The 20842-nt window shown below is 62.9% G+C and carries 22 protein-coding genes and 1 riboswitch; of the genes, 20 read left to right on the forward strand and 2 right to left on the reverse strand.

Features of this window, described 5'->3' with window-relative positions:
- Positions 1–47: 47 nt before the first annotated feature.
- Positions 48–1373 carry an ABC transporter substrate-binding protein gene (locus CO664_RS27755; protein ID WP_176536697.1) on the reverse strand — a complete coding sequence of 442 codons (1326 nt, stop codon included), beginning with the start codon at positions 1371–1373 and terminating at the stop codon, positions 48–50.
- A 219-nt stretch (positions 1374–1592) separates the two neighbouring features.
- On the reverse strand, positions 1593–2270 hold the full coding sequence (locus tag CO664_RS27760; protein WP_176536698.1) for a GntR family transcriptional regulator: 678 nt from the start codon (positions 2268–2270) through the stop codon (positions 1593–1595).
- A gap of 337 nt (positions 2271–2607) precedes the next feature.
- On the opposite strand from CO664_RS27760, the gene CO664_RS27765 reads away from it, so the two are divergent.
- The 20 genes from CO664_RS27765 (at position 2608) to CO664_RS27860 (ending at position 20818) form a co-directional block, all read left to right on the forward strand.
- Positions 2608–3750 carry a BMP family ABC transporter substrate-binding protein gene (locus CO664_RS27765; protein ID WP_097527735.1) on the forward strand — a complete coding sequence of 381 codons (1143 nt, stop codon included), beginning with the start codon at positions 2608–2610 and terminating at the stop codon, positions 3748–3750.
- A gap of 14 nt (positions 3751–3764) precedes the next feature.
- The gene (locus CO664_RS27770) at positions 3765–4895 is read left to right on the forward strand and encodes an ABC transporter permease (RefSeq protein WP_097527734.1); all 1131 of its coding nucleotides are present in this window, start codon (positions 3765–3767) and stop codon (positions 4893–4895) included.
- Complete coding sequence (locus tag CO664_RS27775; RefSeq protein WP_097540579.1) at positions 4895–5821, forward strand: ABC transporter permease; 927 nt, start codon at positions 4895–4897, stop codon at positions 5819–5821. Before CO664_RS27770 ends, CO664_RS27775 begins: the two co-directional genes overlap by 1 nt.
- Positions 5822–5833: 12 nt before the next feature.
- On the forward strand, positions 5834–6550 hold the full coding sequence (locus CO664_RS27780; RefSeq protein ID WP_097527733.1) for an isochorismatase family cysteine hydrolase: 717 nt from the start codon (positions 5834–5836) through the stop codon (positions 6548–6550).
- The gene (locus CO664_RS27785; protein ID WP_097540547.1) at positions 6547–8091 is read left to right on the forward strand and encodes an ABC transporter ATP-binding protein; all 1545 of its coding nucleotides are present in this window, start codon (positions 6547–6549) and stop codon (positions 8089–8091) included. Before CO664_RS27780 ends, CO664_RS27785 begins: the two co-directional genes overlap by 4 nt.
- Entirely contained in the window at positions 8091–8759 is a 669-nt protein-coding gene (locus CO664_RS27790; protein WP_097540549.1) for an isochorismatase family cysteine hydrolase, read from the forward strand. The genes CO664_RS27785 and CO664_RS27790 overlap by 1 nt, the downstream gene beginning before the upstream one ends.
- Positions 8752–9099, forward strand: coding sequence for a cupin domain-containing protein (locus CO664_RS27795; RefSeq protein ID WP_097527730.1), 348 nt, complete (start codon positions 8752–8754; stop codon positions 9097–9099). Before CO664_RS27790 ends, CO664_RS27795 begins: the two co-directional genes overlap by 8 nt.
- Before the next feature lie 4 nt (positions 9100–9103).
- On the forward strand, positions 9104–10909 hold the full coding sequence (gene atzF / locus CO664_RS27800) for an allophanate hydrolase (protein ID WP_097540550.1): 1806 nt from the start codon (positions 9104–9106) through the stop codon (positions 10907–10909).
- Between the two features lie 264 nt (positions 10910–11173).
- Positions 11174–11282, forward strand: a riboswitch (guanidine-I (ykkC/yxkD leader).
- Between the two features lie 94 nt (positions 11283–11376).
- Positions 11377–12459, forward strand: coding sequence for a putative urea ABC transporter substrate-binding protein (locus CO664_RS27805; RefSeq protein WP_097527728.1), 1083 nt, complete (start codon positions 11377–11379; stop codon positions 12457–12459).
- A gap of 83 nt (positions 12460–12542) precedes the next feature.
- Positions 12543–13367, forward strand: coding sequence for an ABC transporter permease subunit (locus CO664_RS27810; RefSeq protein WP_097527727.1), 825 nt, complete (start codon positions 12543–12545; stop codon positions 13365–13367).
- Entirely contained in the window at positions 13364–14170 is an 807-nt protein-coding gene (locus CO664_RS27815) for an ABC transporter ATP-binding protein (RefSeq protein WP_097527726.1), read from the forward strand. The genes CO664_RS27810 and CO664_RS27815 overlap by 4 nt, the downstream gene beginning before the upstream one ends.
- Entirely contained in the window at positions 14163–15368 is a 1206-nt protein-coding gene (locus CO664_RS27820) for an agmatinase family protein (RefSeq protein ID WP_097540551.1), read from the forward strand. The genes CO664_RS27815 and CO664_RS27820 overlap by 8 nt, the downstream gene beginning before the upstream one ends.
- Positions 15369–15378: 10 nt before the next feature.
- A complete protein-coding gene (locus CO664_RS27825) occupies positions 15379–15918 on the forward strand; it encodes a hypothetical protein (RefSeq protein WP_097527724.1) in 540 nt (179 codons plus the stop codon).
- Positions 15919–15942: 24 nt separating this feature from the next.
- Complete coding sequence (locus CO664_RS27830; RefSeq protein ID WP_097540552.1) at positions 15943–16527, forward strand: HupE/UreJ family protein; 585 nt, start codon at positions 15943–15945, stop codon at positions 16525–16527.
- A gap of 22 nt (positions 16528–16549) precedes the next feature.
- Positions 16550–16684 carry a hypothetical protein gene (locus tag CO664_RS31610; protein ID WP_272939085.1) on the forward strand — a complete coding sequence of 45 codons (135 nt, stop codon included), beginning with the start codon at positions 16550–16552 and terminating at the stop codon, positions 16682–16684.
- A 162-nt stretch (positions 16685–16846) separates the two neighbouring features.
- Positions 16847–17167, forward strand: a complete 321-nt coding sequence (locus CO664_RS27840; RefSeq protein ID WP_097527722.1) for an acylphosphatase — start codon at positions 16847–16849, stop codon at positions 17165–17167.
- 118 nt (positions 17168–17285) lie between these two features.
- Positions 17286–17939: a Rieske 2Fe-2S domain-containing protein gene (locus CO664_RS27845; protein WP_097527721.1), complete on the forward strand. Its 654-nt coding sequence runs from the start codon at positions 17286–17288 to the stop codon at positions 17937–17939.
- 11 nt (positions 17940–17950) lie between these two features.
- Entirely contained in the window at positions 17951–18781 is an 831-nt protein-coding gene (locus CO664_RS27850; RefSeq protein ID WP_097540553.1) for an aromatic ring-hydroxylating dioxygenase subunit alpha, read from the forward strand.
- Positions 18778–19437, forward strand: coding sequence for a glutathione S-transferase family protein (locus CO664_RS27855; protein ID WP_097527719.1), 660 nt, complete (start codon positions 18778–18780; stop codon positions 19435–19437). The genes CO664_RS27850 and CO664_RS27855 overlap by 4 nt, the downstream gene beginning before the upstream one ends.
- A 1-nt stretch (position 19438) precedes the next feature.
- Positions 19439–20818 carry an amidohydrolase gene (locus CO664_RS27860; protein WP_097540554.1) on the forward strand — a complete coding sequence of 460 codons (1380 nt, stop codon included), beginning with the start codon at positions 19439–19441 and terminating at the stop codon, positions 20816–20818.
- Positions 20819–20842: the final 24 nt, after the last annotated feature.

Genomic DNA, 20842 nt, shown 5'->3' on the forward strand with positions numbered 1-20842 from the left:
GCCGCCACGGCCCGGAGCTTCACAACCCGGGCCGTGTTCCAGCAAGTCTAGAGCTTGCCTTCGTCCTCGAAGATTTCCTTCCAGTCGTTCGCGAGAGCGTCGAGCGCCTCCTGCGCCGTCCCCTTATCGGCGACGACGTAGTCGTGCAGGCGCTTCTGCATCGCCTGCAGCAGGATCGCGTAGGAGGGTTCCTGCCAGAAATCCTGCACCTGGTTCATCGCGACGAGGAAGTCGGCCGCGAAGGGCTGGCTGTCCTTGAAGGAGGGATCGTTCAAGACGGCATTGTGAACGGCATAGCCGCCAAGCGCCCACCATTTCTTCTGCACGTCGGGCTGGGCGAACCATTTGATATAGGCGAGCGCGCCGTCCATGTTGTCGGTGTTGGCCACAACCGAAATCCCCTGGCCGCCGAGCGTCGAGGCGGCAACCTTCTGCTTGGGATTGACGAAGAAACCGATCTTGTCTCCGCCAACCTTCTCGTCCTTGTAGAGGCCCGGGAAGAAGGCGAACCAGTTCATCGCCATCGAGACCTGGCCGGATTTGAAGGCATCGAGCCCCTCGCCCATATAGCTGTCCGTATAACCGGGCGGCTGGCAGCATTTGTAGAGCGCCTTGTAGGCCTCGAGCCCTGCCACCGCGTCCGCCGAATTGACGGCGCCCTCCATGTCGTATTTGCCGCTCGTCTGCTCGTATTTGAAGCCGAAGGGATAAAGCGCCGAGGTCGCGCCCATGGTGATGCCCTCGGAGGCGCGTTCGGTGAAGATCGCCGCGCCATAGACCTTCTGGCCGTCGATTTCGCGGCCGGTGAAGAATTCGGCGACCTGCTTCAACTCGTCCCAGGTCTGCGGCGGGCCGAGATCGCGACCGTGTTTCTGCTTGAACTCCGCCTGCAACTCCGGCTTGGCGAACCAGTCCTTGCGATAGAACCAGCCATTGGCGTCGCCCATGGCCGGCAGGGCCCAATAGTTCGGCGTGCCTTTCGGCCAAGTGGCATACGCGTTGACCGCCGCTTCGGCGAAGTCGCTCATCTTGATTCCTTCTTTATCGAAGAAATCGTTGAGCTTCACGTAGTAGTCGTTTTCGGCGGAACCGCCAATCCACTGGCTGTCGCCGATCAGCAGGTCACAGAGCTTGCCGCCGGAATTGAGTTCGTTGAGAATACGGTCGGCGAAGTTCGGCCACGGCACAAACTCGAACTTCATTGCGGTGCCCGTCTGCGCGGTGAAATCCTTGGAGAGCTCCACCAGCGCGTTGGCCGGATCCCATGCCGCCCAGCACAGGGTCAATTCATCGGCCCTCGCCAGTTCCGGTATCGCCGTCGACAGCACGAGCGCCGACGACATGCCCATCAGGGCCTTCGTCATCTTCCGCATGTATTCCTCCCAGATACAGAACCGACCGAAGCCGGCTTCGGAAAAATCTCTCTTGCTCACATGCCCAAACCGTCTCACTCCCTCATGTTGAGCAATATGTTTAGTGATATACGTTTTACTAAACACATCAAGTGCAATTCGTCGCTGCGGCGCAGCATGGGCGCCAGGACACTGAAGGAACTGGGGAGAGAAAGAGAAGGCGTGTCCGCCGCGTCCCGGTCAGCCTTTGTTGTCGCTCACGAAAACCGTGCTTGCGTCGCTGACGTTTGAAACATGCCAATAGGCGGCGTTTCCCGCCTCTTCGGCATCGGCACGAAGGATTGCGGTTACAATGCCCTGATGTTCTTCGTAAGACTTCGCCAGTCGCCCCGGCAGGCGGAACTGGGCACGGCGGAAGGGCGCAAGCCGTGCCCGCGTCTGCGTCACCAGTTCGAAGATGTGATCGTTGTGGGCGCCGCGATAAAGTCGGGTATGGAATTCGATATTGTGTGCGGCATAGTCCTCGTCGGCACCCGCATGGACGAGGCGCATCGACTCTCGGTGCATTTTCTCCATCGCGCGGCGCTCCTCGACCGACATGCGCTCGGCGGAAAGCCTGGCGCAGATCCTCTCGAGTTCAGCCATGGCCTCGAACATCGAGGCGAGATATCCACTGGTCACGTTCGTGACCACTGCGCTGCGATTGGGTTGCCGGTCGACGAGGCCCATCGCACAGAGTTGCCGCAGCGCTTCGCGCACCGGGGTCCGCGAGACCTCGAAGCGGCCGGCGAGGGAAAATTCGTCGAGTTTCTCGCCCGGCTGCATCTCGCCGGTGACAATCATGTCGGCGATCGCCCGCACCATCTGTTCGACGGTTGTACCTGCCCGGATGATCTCTCTTCTTCTTGGCTGTTTCACGCGCGACTCGATATTCTGGGATCTGCATACAGATGCACGCACATGCTTCACAAGTCAAACTGCAGCATAACGCACTGAAACGTCTCCTATTTTATCAGACACAAGACCCGGCCTGCGTTTGATTGAGTTCCATGAACGATTATTCGCAGGCCATTTCCTAGGCATGCGTAAAAAAACACCATACTCGCCTGTCAACTGCATACAGTTTCCTCAGTGCTCATTTAGACGCGGCACAAGAACCAGCAATATCAATAACCTATATGTTGGCACGCGCATTGCATGCACTTTCATGTACTGACTTTCCAACCAACCTCCGCCGCTCGCAGGGAGCATTCCGATGACCAAGCGACTTCTTTCCTCCCGTCTCCTGTCCCGCCGCGCATTTCTCCAATCGTCCGTGGCAGGTGCCGCCGTGGCGAGCCTCGCGCCGGACCTGGTCTTTTCGCCCGCCGCGGCCCAGAGCGCACTGACCGTCGGCTTCATCTATGTCGGCCCCAAGGACGACTACGGCTACAACCAGGCGCACGCGGAGGGAGCGGCCGCGATCAAGGCTCTGTCGGGCGTTACCGTCGTCGAGGAGGAGAATGTCCCGGAAACAGTCGACGTCCAGAAGACGATGGAGTCGATGATCAACCTTGATGGAGCGGCACTGCTCTTCCCCACCTCCTTCGGCTACTTCGATCCCCACATGTTGGAGATGGCGAAGAAATATCCCGACGCCCAGTTCCGCCATTGCGGCGGCCTATGGCAGGAGGGAACGCATCCGGCGAACACCGGTTCCTATTTCGGCTATATCGGCCAGGGGCAATATCTCAACGGCATCGCCGCTGGCTATGCGACGAAGAGCAAAAAGATCGGCTTCGTCGCCGCCAAGCCCATTCCGCAGGTGCTGCAGAACATCAATTCCTTCCTGCTCGGCGCTCGCTCCATCGATCCGGCAATCACCTGCCAGGTGATCTTTACCGGCGAATGGTCGCTCGCCGTCAAGGAGGCGGAAGCTACCAACGCGCTGATCGATCAGGGCGCGGACGTCGTGACCTGCCACGTAGACAGTCCGAAGGTGGTGGTCGAGACGGCCGCCGGTCGTGGCGCATTCATCTGCGGCTACCACGCCAACCAGAGTCCGCTCGCTCCCGAGAAATATCTCACCGGCGCCGAATGGGCATGGGGCAACGTCTACACGGACTTCGTGAAGAAGGCCCAGGCCGGCGAAAAGCTCGGCAACTTCGTGCGCGGCGGACTCAAGGAAGGCTTCGTCAAGATGAGCTCGCTCGGCCCGGCGGTCTCGGAAGAGGCGCGCAAGAAGTTCGAGGCGACGCTCGCCGAAATGATGGCGGGCGGCTTCTCGGTCTTCAGGGGTTCGATCAAGGACAACAAGGGAAATGTCGTCGTGGCCGGAGGGCAGGCTTTCGCGGAGGACGCGATCGAACTCGAAAGTATGGACTATCTGGTCGAGGGGGTCGTCGGCTCGACCGCTTGAGGAGCGTCGGCGTCATGACCCTCGAAGCCAACTCTCACCCTGTGCCCGCGCTCGGCGAGCGGGCCGGCACCGTCCGGCCCCTCCTCGAATGGCTGGCAAGGCGCGCAGAACCCCTGGCAATTACGATCCTTGCGATCCTCATCGGGCTCGCGCTCTTCTCGATCTTCATCGCGCTGATCGGCAAACCGCCGGTGGCGCTCCTTCAGCTGATGTATGCCGGCGGCTTCGGTAGCTGGTTCTCGATCCAGAATTCCCTGAGCCGAGCCGCACCGCTCCTCCTGACTGCGCTCTGCGTCGCCCTTCCTGCCAGACTCGGTCTCATCGTGATCGGCGCGGAGGGCGCCGTCGTTCTCGGCGGACTTGCCGGGGCGGGGATCGCCCTGCCGTTCGTCGGCGGCGCACCCGCATTGCTCGTCTGGCTCATCATGGCGCTTGCCGGCATGATCGTCGGCGCCATTTGGATCGGGCTCGCAGGCCTGCTCCGACACTATCGCGGCGTCAACGAGACAATCGCCTCGCTGCTCCTCGCCTATATCGCGATCGCCCTGATGAACCACCTGATCGAGGGGCCGCTGCGCGATCCCGCCAGCCTCAACAAGCCCTCGACGGCGCCGCTGCCTCCCGACTACATACTCGGCAGCATCCCCGGCATGGACGTGCATTGGGGCCTTGTCATCGGCGTGACCGCCTGCGTCGTTTCCTGGGTCCTGATCGAGAAGACGAGCTTCGGGTTCGCGGCCCGCATCGCGGGCGGCAACGCGCGCGCCGCGCAGATCCAAGGGCTCGCCGTCGGCAAGCTGATCGTCGGCTTCACCGCGCTCGCCGGCTCCTTTGCCGGTCTTGCCGGCACGATCGAAGTCACCGCCGTGCAGGGCAGCGCCAACGGCTCCCTTGCCGCAGGTTACGGCTACACCGGCATCCTTGTCGCATTCCTCGCGCGCCACAATCCGCTGGCGATCATCCCCGTCGCCATCCTCCTCGGCGGCATCGATGCCTCCGGCGGCCTGATCCAGCGCCGCATGGGCCTGCCGGACGCGACCGTCCTCGTCCTTCAGGGCACGCTCTTCATCGTCATCCTGTTTTGCGAGACCTTCTACGGTCGCTTCAGGATCTTCAATCCGGACCTCTGGAAAAGGAGCCCATGATGGACGGGATCAGTATCGGCATCTGGGGCGTGCCCCTTGCGGTTTTCGCCGGCGCGATCCGCGTCTCCACGCCCTTCATTTTCGTGAGCCTGGGCGAGGCGATCACCGAGCGCTCCGGCCGGATCAATCTTGGTCTCGAAGGCACGTTGGTCTTCGGCGCGATGACGGCCTATGCCGTCGCGGTGATGACGCGCTCGCCCTGGCTCGGCGTGCTGGCGGCAATGGCGGTGGGTGCCTTTTTCGGCCTCGCCCACGGCTTCATCTGCAAGTTCCCGAAGGTGAACGACATCGCCATCGGCATCGCGATGATGCAGTTCGGCGTTGGCCTCGCCTTCTTTCTCGGGAAGCCCTTCATCCAACCCGCCGCACCGAAGCTTCCTTCCATCCCCTTCGGTGGCTGGTCGGACCTGCCGCAGATCCAGGCCGCGCTCAACATCAACGTGCTCTTTCTGATCGGTGCGGCCCTTGCCCTCTTCCTCTGGTGGGCCTTCCGCAATACCCGCGCCGGCCTCATCCTGCGCGTCGTAGGTGACAGCTCGGACGCCGCCCGCGCGATGGGCCTGAGCCCGGACACGGTGCGCCTCCTCGCAACGGCCGTCGGCGGAGCGCTGGCGGCGATCGGCGGCGCCTATCTTTCGCTCTACTACCCGGGCTCCTGGAACGAGGGCATCTCGTCCGGGCAGGGCCTCATGGCCGTGGCGCTCGTCATCTTCGCCCGCTGGAACCCGATCGGATGCTTCCTCGCCGCCCTTCTCTTCGGCGGTGCGGGCGCGCTTGGGCCGGCACTGCAATCGGTCGGCATCACGAAGGGCTACTACCTCTTCTACGCCGCCCCTTACGTGCTGACCCTCGTCATCATGATCGCCACATCCTCTCCCACCCGCTCGCTCGCCGGTGCGCCCGGCGCGCTGTCGATCACCAAATAGGAGCGATCCGTCATGAACAGCCTCGCCCCCCTGCCGGTCACGAGCCAGAAGCTCAGCCATATCGATGCCGATCCCTATCCCTGGCCCTATAACGGCGATCTCCGGCCTGAGAACACGGCGCTGATCGTCATCGACATGCAGACCGATTTCTGCGGTCCCGGCGGCTATGTAGACCACATGGGGTACGACCTCTCGTTGGTCCGCGCGCCGATCGAGCCGATCACGACCGTGCTCGCGGCGATGCGGGCAAAGGGCTACCACATCATCCACACGCGCGAGGGCCACCGGCCGGATCTGGCCGACCTTCCCGCCAACAAGCGCTGGCGTTCCCACCGCATCAAGGCAGGGATCGGCGATGCCGGCCCATGCGGGCGCATCCTGGTCCGCGGCGAACCGGGCTGGGAGATCATTGACGAGCTGAAGCCGATCGAGGGCGAAACGATCATCGACAAGCCGGGCAAGGGCTCCTTCTGCGCCACCGACCTCGAGCTGATCCTCAATCAGAAGCGCATCGGGAACATCATCCTGACGGGCATCACTACCGATGTCTGCGTGCACACGACAATGCGGGAGGCGAATGACCGCGGTTTCGAATGCCTGCTGCTCGAGGATTGCTGCGGGGCGACCGACTACGGCAACCATCTTGCCGCGATCAGGATGGTGAAGATGCAGGGCGGCGTCTTCGGCTCCGTCTCCAACTCCGCAACACTCGTGAGCCAACTGCCATGATCATCGGCGAAATCCATGCCGCAAAGGCTGTGCCCGCCGTCGGCATCGAGACCGTCGAGATGACGATGCGCTTCGGCTCCTTCACCGCGCTCGACCACGTGTCAATCAAGGTGCCGGCCGGCACCTTCCATGCGCTTCTCGGCGAAAACGGTGCCGGCAAGTCAACGCTCGTCAAGTGCATCATGGGCTTCTATCACCCGACCTCCGGACAATTACAGGTCGATGACCTCGAAGTGGCGATCGCCTCGCCTCGCGACGCGGCGGCTCACGGCCTGGGCATGGTCTATCAGCATTTCACGCTGGTCCCGTCGCTGACAGGGGCGGAGAATCTGGCAATCAGCCGCGCGCAGGTGCCGGCGATCATCAACTGGTCGAAGGAGAAGAAAAAGCTCTCCGCCTTCATGGAGACGATGCCCTTCGACATCCCGCTCGACCGTCCAGTGAGCGAACTCGCCGCCGGCGAGAAGCAGAAGCTCGAGATCATCAAGCAGCTCTATCTCGGGCGCCGGTTCCTGGTGCTCGATGAGCCGACCTCTGTTCTCACTCCGGCGGAGGCCGACGACATGCTGGGCCTCGTGCGCGGCATGACCGAGCGCGGTGAGCTGACGGTCCTGATGATTTCCCACAAGTTCCACGAAGTGACGAAGTTCGCCGACGCGGTGTCCGTACTCCGACGCGGTAGACTCTCAGGCACCGGCAGGGTATCCGAGCTCTCCACCGAGGATATGGCGGGGATGATGATCGGTGACGTCAAGCTCGCCGAACTGGACACGCGCCTGCCCGTTTCCCCGGACGCCGCTCCGGTGCTCGCGGTCAAGAAGGTCAAGGCACCGGACCGGACCGGCCTGAAGCCGATCGAGATCGATGATCTGGTCGTTCGCTCCGGGGAGATCGTCGGTATCGCGGGCATTTCCGGCAATGGGCAGAAGGAGCTCTCGGAGGTTCTCGCCGGCCAGCGCACGGCCGAGGGGGCGGTCATCGTCAAGGGAAAGCGCTACGGCGCAACGCGGCTCGAGACCAGGGCAAACAACGTCCGCTTCATCCCGGAAGAGCCGCTCAACAATGCCTGCGCCCAGAAGATGACGGTGACGGAGAACCTCGCCTTCCGCACCTTCGACCTTGCAAAGAACGGCAGCGACGCGATCTGGCTCGACGCACGCGGCATGAAGAAGCGGGCGACGGCGCTGATTTCCGAATTCAAGGTGAAGACCGCCTCACCCGCCTCGCCGATTGCAGCCCTTTCGGGCGGAAATGTCCAGCGAGCCGTGCTGGCGCGCGAACTGTCGGGCGAGGTCGATCTCCTGATCGTGTCGAATCCCTGTTTCGGCCTGGACTTCTCAGCGGTCGCGGAAATCCGCACCCGTATCATGAAGGCCCGCAATGCCGGCACTGCGGTGCTGCTGATGTCCGAGGATCTCGATGAATTGATGGAAATGTCGGACCGGATCATCGTCATGTCGGACGGCAAGCTCGTCTACGAGACGCCGATCCGCGAGGCGGACGTCGCCATCATCGGCGCGCACATGGCGGGGCACCACTGATGGAGGAGATCAAGGCAGAACCTTTTCCGTTCCGGTTCAACCGAAAGGCCGTCGCCCTTGTCGTAATCGATATGCAGCGAGACTTCATGGAGGAAGGCGGCTTCGGCGCCAGCCTCGGCAATGACGTCTCGCAGCTGATGAAGATCGTGCCCGACGTCAAGCGATTGATCGAGGGCTTTCGCGCCGCCGGCCTGCCCGTGATCCACACCATGGAATGTCACCATCCCGACCTTTCCGATCTGCCGCGTGCCAAGCGCGAGCGCGGCAGCCCGCGCTTGAGGATCGGCGACGAGGGTCCGATGGGACGCATCCTGATCGCTGGCGAACCGGGCACCGCGATCCTGCCGGAGCTTGCGCCCATCGATGGGGAGACGGTCATCGAAAAGCCTGGCAAGGGCGCCTTCCATGCAACTCCGCTCGACGACATCCTCAAGGAGCGGCGTATCGCCCAGCTCGTCTTCGCCGGTGTCACGACGGAAGTCTGCGTGCAGACGACCATGCGCGAGGCAAACGACCGCGGCTACGAGTGCCTGCTCGTCGAGGAGGCGACGGAAAGCTACTTCCCCGAGTTCAGGGCCGCAACCATGGCGATGATCCGCGCCCAGGGCGCCATCGTTGGGTGGACGGCGCACCTTGCGGATGTGCTCAAGGGGGTTGCCCATGCCTGAAACGACACGCGAGAGCCTGACCCAGGGAAGCTGGCGCGAACTCGAATTCGAGCCGTTCCGCGACGGCGTTATGATTCACTGGATCAAGCACTTCGAAGGCGACCAGCCGGCCGTGGCCCTGCTCCGCTACGAGGTCGGCGCTTCCGTGCCGCGTCACCGGCATGAGGGCCTGGAGACGATCCTGGTGCTTACCGGCACGCAGTCCGACGAAAGCGGCGACTATGGGGCCGGAACCTACATCGTCAATGCCGCCGGCACGGAACATTCCGTCTGGAGCGATACCGGCTGTGCCGTGCTGATTCAATGGGATCGGCCGGTAACAATGCTTCAAGGAAAGTGAAACTATGACAGACGGACAGGCTTTCGACATTGCTTCTCTTCACGCCGCCTATCGGTCGGGTTGGGGCGTGGCCGAGACGATCGAGAGTGTTTTCGCGCGCATCGTGGCCGTCGACGATCCCGGCATCTTTCTATATCTCGCCGATCGCAGCGAACTCCTCGATGAGGCCACCGCTCTCGGCGCATTCGATCCTGTCGCCAAACCGTTGTGGGGCATTCCCTTCGCCGTCAAGGACAATATCGACGTGGCAGGCATGCCGACGACGGCCGCTTGCCCGGATTATTCTTACTTGGCCGAAAGGGACGCCACCGTTGTACGGCTGCTGCGCGAGGCCGGCGCCCTCGTCATCGGCAAGACCAATCTCGACCAGTTCGCGACCGGTCTCGTTGGCGTGCGGACCCCTTATCCGGTGCCGCGCAACGCCATCGATCCAGGGCTCGTGCCCGGCGGATCGAGCTCCGGATCGGCGGTGGCGACTGCCCACGGTATCGTCAGCTTCGCGCTCGGCACCGACACGGCCGGCTCGGGGCGCATCCCGGCCGGACTTAACAATATTGTCGGCCTCAAGCCGAGTATCGGTGTCCTGTCGACCACGGGCGTCGTGCCGGCCTGCCGTACTCTCGACTGCGTTTCGATCTTCGCCTTGGCCGTCGCGGACGCCTATCGAGTTTTCCAAGTCGCCGCGCGACCCGATGCGACCGACTCCTATTCCCGGGACATTGCGCCGAGGGGCGGTCTCTCCTCGCCACCAGTCCTCAAAATCGGCGTTCCGACAATGGCGGACCGACGCTTCTTCGGCGATGCACTCATGGAGAGCGCCTATGATGCGGCGCTTGAAACACTGCGCTCAGTGGGGCATCAGACCGTCGAACTCCCCTTTGCCGATTTCTATGCCACGGCCGCGCTTCTCTACGAGGGTGCCTGGGTGGCCGAACGCTATGCGGCGGTCAAGGACTTCTTCAATGCGAACGAGCCGAGCTTCCACCCTGTGACGCGAAAGATCTATGGCGCTGCCAAGGCACTATCGGCGGCGGATGCCTTCGAGGGTCTCTATGCTTTGCAGGCGCTGAAACGAAAGGTCGCGCCGCTCATCGCCTCCGTCGACATGATCTGCGTTCCGACAGCGCCGACGCATTTCACACGTACGGGGGTCGAAGCGGAACCGATCCGTGAAAACGCGCGGCTCGGCACCTATACCAATTTCGTCAACCTCCTGGACATGTGCGGCATGGCAGTGCCGACCGGTCTCAGATCCGACGGTCGACCGGCGAGCGTCACCTTGCTCGCGCCTGCCGGCAAGGATCACCTGACCGCGTCGCTCGCTGCCGAACTGCATCGCCTTAGCGCCCTGCCGCTCGGCGCCACGGGATGGCCGCAGCCGGCGAACTATCTTCCAGCCGAAACCGACGAGGACGAGCTGACAGAACTGGTTGTCGTCGGCGCGCATCTTTCCGGCATGCCCTTGAACGGCCAGTTGCGAGACCTGGGCGCCAGATTTTCCCGGCGGGCGCTGACGGCCAAATGCTACAGGCTTTATGCTCTTTCGGGCACCGAGCCCGCGAAGCCCGGCCTCGTGCGTTGTCAGGAGAGTGGAGGTGCCCTGATTGAGGTTGAGGTCTGGAAGCTGGGGGCAGAAGCGTTCGGCCGCTTCGTCGCAGCAGTTCCATCGCCACTTGCGATTGGCACCGTCCAGCTTGCCGACGGAACGGCCTGCAAGGGCTTTTTAGTCGAGCCCGCCGGCCTTGCCGGAGCTGCAGACATCAGCCGCTATGGCGGATGGCGTGCCTACATCGCCAGCTTGGCGTCTTGAAGCTTTCCCCGTGCTGATGGGCGAGTGGTAAGGGAGAGCGGCCTTGAACCTCGATTCTGCTCAAGATAACTGTCGGGAGACCCCCGCCGAACTCGCGGCTCGTGACCACGTCTCAACGCACGAAAGCCGAGACGACAAGTTCGCCCCAAATGTTCTCGTAATAAATATTGGTCGATTTGCTCAATTTGTAAGCAGTTGACGCGCAAATTAAAGGCATTAATTTGGCAAAACTTCCTCTTTACTTTAGAATGGATGGAACTATACTGGACATGTTTCTAGGGTTCCGATGCCGAAACAGACATGACTGGACCGAGAGAAACCTCCGGTGGGGAGACATCCACCGGGTCCACGGCGGGATAAAAGCCCGGGAGGCTCATGCGGCGATGTCGTTGCTTTGGGAATCCCGCCTCGTGATTTCCGAGAAATGAGCGCAGCTTGAGCCCCAAGTCGAACAAGGGGAACAGACGATGCGTTTCGGAAATGGCAGATTCGGTTTTCGTGCCCTCTCGGCCGCTCTCGGCCTCTCTCTCGCGCTACTCGCGGGCGGGACGCAGGCGCAGCCCAAGAAGGAATTCAATATCGCCTGGACGATCTATGTCGGCTGGATGCCATGGCCCTACGCGGCGGATGCCGGGATCGTGAAGAAATGGGCCGACAAATACGGCATCACCATCAACGTCAAGCAGGTCAACGACTACGTCGAGTCGATCAACCAGTACACCGCCGGCGGCTTCGACGGCGTAACGGCCACGAACATGGATGGCTTGACCATTCCTGCCGCCGGCGGCATCGACACGACGATCCTGATCATCGGCGATTTCTCCAACGGCAATGACGGCATTGTCTCCAAGACCGCGAAGACGCCCGCCGATCTCAAGGGTGAGAGCATCAATCTCGTCGAACTGTCGGTCTCGCACTACCTGCTTGCGCGCGCTCTCGAAGCGGCCGGGCTTTCCGAAAAGGACGTGACGATCATCAACACCTCCGACGCCGACATAGTCGCCGCCTTCAAGTCGCCGGATACCTCGACGGTGGTAACCTGGAACCCGCTGCTCGCCGAGGTCATGGCCGAACCCGGCTCCGCAGCGCTGTTCGATTCTATGCAGATCCCCGGCGAGATCATCGACACGCTGATGGTCAACACCGAGGTGCTCAAGGACAACGCCGACTTCGGCAAGGCCCTCGCCGGCATCTGGTACGAGACGATGTCGGTCCTGACGGACCCGGGCGAGAAGGGCAAGACCGCACGCGCCGCGATGGGCGTGATGTCCGGCACCGACCTTGCCGGCTTCGAGACCCAGCTTGCGGCGACCAAGCTGTTCGCGACACCTCAGGAGGCGGTCGCCTTCACCGAGAGCGAGGACCTCATCAAGACGATGGACCTCGTCAGGACCTTCTCCTTCGACCATGGCCTGCTCGGCGCCGGCGCCGCGGATAAGGACGCCGTCGGCATCGCGTTCCCGGGCGGGCAGGTTCTCGGCTCGACCGACAACGTGAAGCTGCGCTTCGACGCCAGTTACATGAAGCTCGCTGCCGAAGGCTCCCTCTGACGCCGCTGCAGGGCACGGACTGGCGCTTGCCCCCTGCCCTGTCGCCTTCGGCCCGAGATGTTCTCCAGAAGATGGGAAGACTCATGCGACGCGCCGTCAATGTCGTCCCGGGATCGGGAACGCGGATCCTGCTTGCCCTCCTGCCCTTCCTGCTAATCGCCTGCCTCTATGTCGTCGTCTCGGCCGAACGGCGGGCAGCAAATCCGGGCGACAAGCTGCTGCCGCCGATCACCGAAATGGCGACAAGCATGGACCGGCTGGCGACCGAGCCCGACCGCCGGTCGGGACATTTAACCCTCTGGTCGGATACCACGGCGAGCCTCCAGCGACTGTTCATCGGCCTCGGTGCGGCTGCCGCTATCGGCTTGGTGCTCGGGCTGACGCTCGGGTTGCTTCCGGTGGCAAGCGCCGGGCTGTCGCCGCTCGTCGCCGTCGTGTCGATGATCCCGCCGATGGCGATCCTGCCGGTGCTCTTCATCGTCTTCGGTCTTGGTGAACTCTCCAAGGTCGTGCTGATCGTAATCGGCATCGCACCGTTCCTCGTTCGCGACCTCGCCATGACCGTCGCCGCCATCCCGAGCGAGCAGATCGTCAAGGCGCAGACGCTTGGCGCATCCACCTGGCAACTGATGTTGCGCGTAGCACTGCCTCAAGCGATGCCGCGGCTCATCGAGGCCCTCAGGCTATCACTCGGTTCGGCCTTCCTCTTCCTCATCTCGGCGGAAGCGATCGCCGCCGAGAGCGGCCTCGGCTATCGTATCTTCCTCGTCCGGCGCTATCTAGCCATGGACGTGATCCTGCCCTACGTCGCCTGGATCACCCTCATCGCCTATTTTCTCGACTGGCTGCTGGCGCGTCTCTCCCGGCGCGCCTTCCCCTGGGCCTATGTCCGGGAGACGCGTCGATGAGCGAGATCCGCGTCCACAATGTCTGGATGGAATATGGCGACCAGATCGTGCTCGAAAGCATCTCTGTCGACATCGCCTCCGGGGCCTTCGTCTCGGTCGTCGGCCCCTCGGGCTGTGGCAAATCCACCTTTCTCCGGATGATTCTCGGACAGGAACGGCCGACGCGCGGCGTCATCACGCTCGATGGAGCGGCGCTGCCGGGCGAACCGGGTCCGGACCGCGGCGTGGTCTTCCAGCGCTATTCGGTTTTTCCGCACCTGAGCGTTCTGCAGAACGTCCTGATGGCCTTCGAATTCGCCGAAAGCCTGTTCATGGCCAAGCTGTTTGGAGCGAAGCGAAAGGCGGCCACCGAGAGGGCGGAAGCGCTTCTTGAGGGCGTTGGCCTCAGCGAGCACGCTCGGAAGTATCCAAGTACACTTTCGGGCGGGCAGCAGCAGCGGCTGGCGATCGCCCAGGCGCTCGCCAGGGAACCGAAGGTTCTGCTGCTCGACGAGCCCTTCGGCGCGCTCGACCCCGGCACGCGGGCGCAGATGCACGCGCTGATCAAGCCGCTTTGGCGAGAGCGCGGCATGACCGTGATCATGGTCACCCACGATCTCAAGGAAGCCTTCGGCCTCGGCACGCGAGTGCTTGCCTTCGACAAGCCGCGCATCGATCCGCAAGCGCCGGAGCGCTACGGCGCTCGCATCATCTACGACCTCGATTTGAGCCGCGACGGCCCCGTCCCGATCCTCGGCTTTTCGCGGCCGATCGAAGCCAACACGACATTCCAGGAAACAAAAAGGAGCATGCCCGATGCGTGAACCCCCAAGCCGCCAGTTCCGCTGCGCTGGCCCAATAGCGACGCCAGTTCGCGAGCGCCGCCACCACCCGGATTTCAACATCCTCGACAGCCAGGGATGGAAGGCGCTCGAAGCGGAGGCGACGCTTTCCGGCAAGGGCTGGGGACGGGAAAAGAAATGGGCGCTCGACATGGGCTTGCCGGGCTCTGAAAGCCTGACGGACAAGTCGATCCCGACGTTTGCGCGAGGCGAGCTGCCTCATTTTGCCGGGATCAATACGTTCCTGAAGGCGCCCTATGTCGAGAATGTCCGTGACGTCGGCAAGTATGACGCCGCCGTGCTCGGCATTCCCTTCGACAGCGGCACCACCTATCGTCCCGGCACGCGCTTCGGACCTCAGGGCATCCGCCGCATCTCCGCACTCTATACGCCCTACAACTACGAGATGGGCGTCGACCTGCGCGAGCAGATGACGCTCTGCGATGCCGGAGACGTCTTCACCATTCCGGCCAATCTCGAAAAAAGCTTCGACCAGATCACCCGCGGCGTCGCCCATGTCTTTTCCTCCGGCGCGCTGCCGATCATGCTCGGCGGCGACCATTCGATCGGCTTTCCCTGCGTGCGCGGCATTGCTGAATGCACCTCGAAACGCATCGGCATCATCCATTTCGACCGGCATATCGACATCCAGGAAAAGGATCTCGACGAGCGCATGCATACGACGCCCTGGTACTGGGCGACCAATCTGCCGAATGTCTCGCCGAAGAACCTTGTCCAGCTCGGTATCGGCGGCTGGCAGGTACCCCGCGATGGGGTGAAGGTGGCGCGCGAGCGCGGCACGAATGTGCTGACGATCGACGACATCGAAAAGCTCGGACCGGAGAAGACCGCGGAGATCGCGCTCGAACTCGCCTGGAAAGACGCCGACGCCGTCTACATCTCCTTCGACGTCGACAGCATCGATTGCGGCTTCGTGCCTGGCACCGGGTGGCCGGAACCGGGCGGATTCCTGCCGCGTGAAGCGCTGAAGATCCTTGGGCTGGTCGCGGCAGAGGGCCTCTGCGGTCTAGAGGTCGTCGAGGTCAGCCCGCCCTACGACACTTCGGACATCACGGCGCTCTTCGGCGTCCGAGTAGTGGTGGAGGCGCTGGGGTCGATGCTGGCACATGGCAAACTCGGCTCCCATAAGCGCCTGATCGACAAGCCGGTGAGCTTCTAAGGAGACAGCTATGCACGGTGGACAGCACCATCATGACGACCACCACCATCACGATCACGACCATGAGCATGGTCACGATCATCACCACCACGGCCATCGTCATGCGGGGCCCGGCCACAATCGGCAGCGCGGCACCGCGCAATGGCAGGTGCCGCACCGCCCGGAAAGTGAGGACATTTCGCCGCCGCGCGAACGCGATCTCGATCTCGTGGAGGCAAGTTTCGTAGAGAACTTCGCCCGTGCGAGCGATCCGACGAGCTTCCTCAGGCTTGCGGACATCCCCTTCGTTGGGCTCGACGCTTCGGGGAAACTCCTGCACCTGCTGCGCGTCGAGGCCGCGGATCGCACCGATGTCGGCGCGGTCGTGCCGCTCCTCGGCGGCAATGGCGTGCGCTACGACGTGCTGCCGGCGCGCATGACCTCGCGCCGCCAAGACCTCAGCTTCCTCTATCACGACGGCCAGGCGGTCGTTCGGTTGCACTTCACAGAGGCGCGCAAACTCAAAGACCGGACCGACGCCTCGCATTTCGACATCGAACCGACCGAGTGAATTTCGCTTTAGAAAGGCAAGGCCATGAACTTCAGGATTCTCACCGCGCTCGCCGCCCTTCTCGCCACTCTGCCCTGCCAGGCTTTGGCTCATACCGGCGATCATTTCTACGGTGTCGAAAGCGGCTTCCTCCACCCATTTTCGGGTCTTGACCACCTGCTCGCCATGGTCGCCGTCGGGATGATTGCCGCACGGCTCGGCGGCTCAGCGCTCTGGCGGCTGCCGCTCGCCTTTGTCTCGGCCATGGTTTCGGGCGCGGTGTATGCCCTGACCGGCGGTACGGTCCCGCTCGTCGAAACGGCGATCATCACCTCCGTCGTCCTCTTGGGCGCGGCGTTGATCGCCAACGCGAACATGCCTGTTGCGCTCGCAGTCACCGGCGCCGCCACCTTCGGCTTTTTCCATGGCTTTGCCCATGGGACAGAGGGTCCGGCCGCTGCGCCGCTCGGCCATATCCTCGGCTTCGCCGGCGGCACGGTGATCCTCCACATCACCGGCATCGCCGCCTGCCACGCACTTGCCCGACACGGCTCCGGCCCCATGCCGGCGCTTCGCATCATCGGCACGGGGATCATAGGCGCCGGTATTGGCTTGGCCTTCATTGCGTGACGCTTCGCGTGAGGAGATGGATATGCGTGCCATTACCAATATCTTGATTTACTGGCGACAGCTCGTCTTCGCGGGCATGGCTTTCCGCTTTGCTGGTCTTAAGGCCTTGGACCGCGCCTTGCTTCGGCGCACATCCAACACGCGGAAGGAGCCTTGAAAGCGCGGTGCGTAAACGTCACGCAGAGCTGGGCACGGATTACTTTCAGGGCGGGGGGCACACTCTCTGCATCGCCGTGAAGCCTTTTCCGTTCGTCGATTACCCTTTCGCAAGTTCATTCAGGCGCTATGCTGTAAGCCAATATACCAAGCGCGAGGCCTTATGACGGAGCGACATCAGAGCCACTCCCGGGAGCGGATGACCATCCTTGGCGATCTTGACGCCGTCTCCTTCGTCCCCTGGATCTGGCGCCATGCCGCTAAGCTCGGGCTCTCGCAGTCCATCTCCCATACCAGTCCCAACCGGATCGAACTCGAGGTCGCCGGACCGGTGGATCTGATCGACATGATGGAGATCGGATGTTCGCTCGGGCCCTTCGACGTCCGGGTCGAGACGATACACCGCACACCGGTTGACGGCGGTGGCGACCAGGGCCGCGACCGGACTCTTGACCGTCCACAGCTATATCTGCCGCTTATTTAATCAAAGTTGCAAATGCAGAAAACTTATGCAAGCGTGGCAACACTAAGCCGCAAGTCATCCCGTCGGCTTCGGGTTCTTCGCTAGGCTAAGGTGTTGGTATTATTTGGAAAGTATATTCATGCTGTCCGGCAAGACGGGCTCTTGGACACCAGTTGCCCTTTCCGCGGATTTGCCAGCGGGAACCGTGATGCCCGCACGGACACCAGCCGGGTCGATCGCCCTCTGGCGAAGTCAGTCGGGCCGCGCCGCCGCCTCGGCGGACCGGTGTCCCCATCGCGGCATGCGCCTTTCCCATGGCTTCGTGCGTGGCGAGGCCCTTTCCTGCATCTATCACGGTTGGAGTTACGCCCGGACCGGAAACTGCTTGCGTATCCCGGCCCATCCGGGTCTCACGCCGCCGGAAACAATACGTGTAGAAATGCATGAGGTTGAAGAGTCCGGCGGCGTCATCTGGGTTGCCGTGGGAGTACCCACCGCTCAGCCCCCGCGGCTTGAAGGCGTCATTCCCCTGCGCTCACTGACAGCACATGCCGGTGTTGCGGCGGTCGAGGCCGCGGCCGGCGCAAAGGCGGGTGCCGACGGCCTTGTCTGGCAAGCGCAGGATACGCAGAAAATCCGGCTGCTGCTCGTCCCGCAGGGAGACGAACAGACGCTGATCCATGTTCTGTTGGACAATAAAAGCACTCCGCCCCAGCGCATCGCTGCGTCACGCGCCGTTGAGACCTTGCGGCGGATAGCCGAAGATCTTCAGACGAAAGGGACCGCGCCATAATCCAGGACACGATGATCGACGAGTGGTATCCGGTCGGCCTTTTCAGCCAGCTCGACGTGAACGGACGCAGGACCGCCCTGATGGGAGAGCCCATCGAGGTGGTGCTCGACGCCGAGGGCCACGCGAGGGTGACGTCCGGCGATGGGCGGACTATTCCCGTTTGCGTCCGCTACGGCCATGTCTGGTCCTCTCTCGGCAAGCCTCGGAAGAATCTTTTCGCGATTCCCGAGGCTGACCAGCCCGGCCGCCGGCTCGTCGATGTCGGCGTGGTCCGCGTGCGCTGCTCGCCGCTGCGGGCGGTCGAGAACTTCCTCGACATCGCGCATTTCCCCTTTGTGCATACCGACATCCTGGGCGCAGAGCCGCACACGGAAGTGCAGGACTACAAGGTCGAAATCCGCCAGCACGAGGATGAGGTCTGGGCAACACAGGTGAAATTCTACCAGCCGCAGGCTGCCAAATCGGCAAGCGGCGGCATCACGACGGAATACATGTACCGCGTGCCGGCACCGACCTGCTCCGTTCTCTACAAGACCTGTCCGGTCCGCCCCGGGGAATGGGACGTCATCACCCTCTTCGTCCAGCCGCTCGCCGAAGACCTGTGCGACGTCTGGCCGTGGATGGCGCTCTTCGACGATGTCACACCGATGACCGACCTCATCCACTTCCAGCAGACGATCTTCCTGCAGGACCGGTCGATCCTCGAAAACCAGATCCCCCGGCTCCTGCCGCTCGATCCCGGAATGGAAATCCCCACGAGAGCCGACCTTACCTCGGTCGCCTACAGGCGCTGGCTGAAACGCCACAACTATACCTACGGCGCACAGCTGGTGGCGCAATGAAGCTCTACGATTACGTCCTTTCACCGAGCTGCTACAAGGTGCGCCTGATGGCGGCACTGACCGGCGTGAAGCTGGAAATCAGAGCGGTCGACTTTCATCCCGGCGCCGAGCATCGCGGCACCGAGCTCATGTCGCTCAATCCGGCGGGATCCATCCCGATCCTCGAGGAGGGTGACCTGATCCTGACTGAATCCGCCGCCATGCTCGCCTATCTTGCCGCCAAGGCCGCGCCGGAATGGCTCGGCAGTGGCGCACCGGAGGAAGTGGCGCGTATCCAGCAGTGGCTTTCCTTCGCACACCGGCTGACCGCCAGCCTCGGCGGCGCGCGCCTTCACCAAATGCTCCTGCGGTCGGGCGACATCGGCGCGCTCCAGGCGCAGGGCATAGCGGCGCTTCGCGAGCTGGAGGCGGGGCTGGTCGAACAGCGCCTGCGCGGCATGCGGTTCCTCGCCTCCGACCGGCCGACGGTTGCCGATATCGCATGCTTCCCCTACGTGGTGCTCGCGCCGGACGGCGGCATCCCGCTCGACCCCTACCCCGCTATAAGGCTATGGTCCCGCGCGATCCGCGGCCTCGACAACTTCATCGAGATGCCCGGAATCCATCGGCTACACGAGCTGAAGCCCGACCCCCTCGTCGAACCGGACGAGGTGTGACATGGCCGGTTACCTTCTCAAAAACTGCGCGGCCGTCATCGTCGACGAGGGCAAGGGTCCGAGCGTCCACCGGAACGTGGATCTCCTGACGAATGGCCCCGCGATAGAGGCAATCGGCGAAAACCTTCACAAAGGACCGCTACCGGCCGGGACGATCACGCAGGACGCCGCCGGCTGGTTCGTTTATCCGGGGCTTGTCAACACCCACCACCACTTCTTCCAGTGTTTCGTCCGCAACCGTGCGGATCTCGATTGGACGAAGCTGTCGGTCATCGAATGGCTCGACCGCATCTATCCGATCTTTTCGCGGCTCAACGAGGACTGTTTCTACCACGCCTCGGTTACGGCGATGGCCGAGATGATCAAGCACGGCTGCACCACGGCCTTCGACCACCAGTACTGCTTCCCGCGGCACGCCGGCAAACGGCTGATCGACCGTCAGTTCGAGGCTGCCGACCTTCTGGGCATGCGTTTCCATGCCGGGCGTGGCGGCAACACGCTGCCGAAATCCGAAGGCTCAACGATCCCCGATGCCATGCTGGAAACGACGGACGAGTTCATCGCCGATTGCGCGCGGCTGATCGACACCTACCAGGATGCCAGCCCCTTCAGCATGCGGCAGCTCGTGGTTGCGCCCTGCCAGCCCGTCAATTGCTACCGCGAGACCTTCGTGGAGTCGGTCGCACTGGCGCGCGATCGCGGCGTGCAGATGCACACGCATGTGGGCGAAGGCGAGAGCCCGGTCGTTGAGGCCCGGCACGGCATGCGGACGGTCGATTACTGCGCGGAACTCGGATTTGCCGGTCCCGACACCTTCTATGCCCATTGCTGGGAACTCACCCAGGACGAGTTGCGGACGATGGCGGCGAGCGGCACCGGCGTCTCGCACTGCCCGGAGCCGGTCTATCTGGTCGGCGCCGAGATTACGGACATTCCGGCGATGTCGGCCCTTGGTCTGCGCGTGGGTCTCGGCTGCGACGGCGCGGCCTCGAACGACAACTCGAACCTGATGCACTGCGTGCACTCCGCCTACATGCTGCAGTGCCTAACGGCATCGACGCGCGCGCATCCCGTGCCGCCCCCGGCGGATTTCCTCGGCTATGCGACGACCGGCGGCGCCGCCCTCCTCGGCCGCCGCGACATCGGCCGCCTTGCTCCTGGCATGGCCGCCGATCTTTTTGCGATAGACACGCGGCGCATGGACTACGTCGGCACGCGGCATGATCCGCTGAGCCTGATTGCCAAGGTCGGCATCGGCATGCCCACTGACATGACAATGATCAACGGCCGCATCGTCTGGGCGAAGGGCGAATTCGTCGGGCTCGACGAGCCGCGGCTGTTCGCCGAGGCCGAGGCCGCTCTCGCGACGGTGGAATTCTAGAATTCAAAACAGGGGAACTGACAT

It is taken from the genome of Sinorhizobium sp. NG07B, from assembly GCF_002532005.1.
GTDB classification, from domain to species: domain Bacteria; phylum Pseudomonadota; class Alphaproteobacteria; order Rhizobiales; family Rhizobiaceae; genus Sinorhizobium; species Sinorhizobium fredii_C.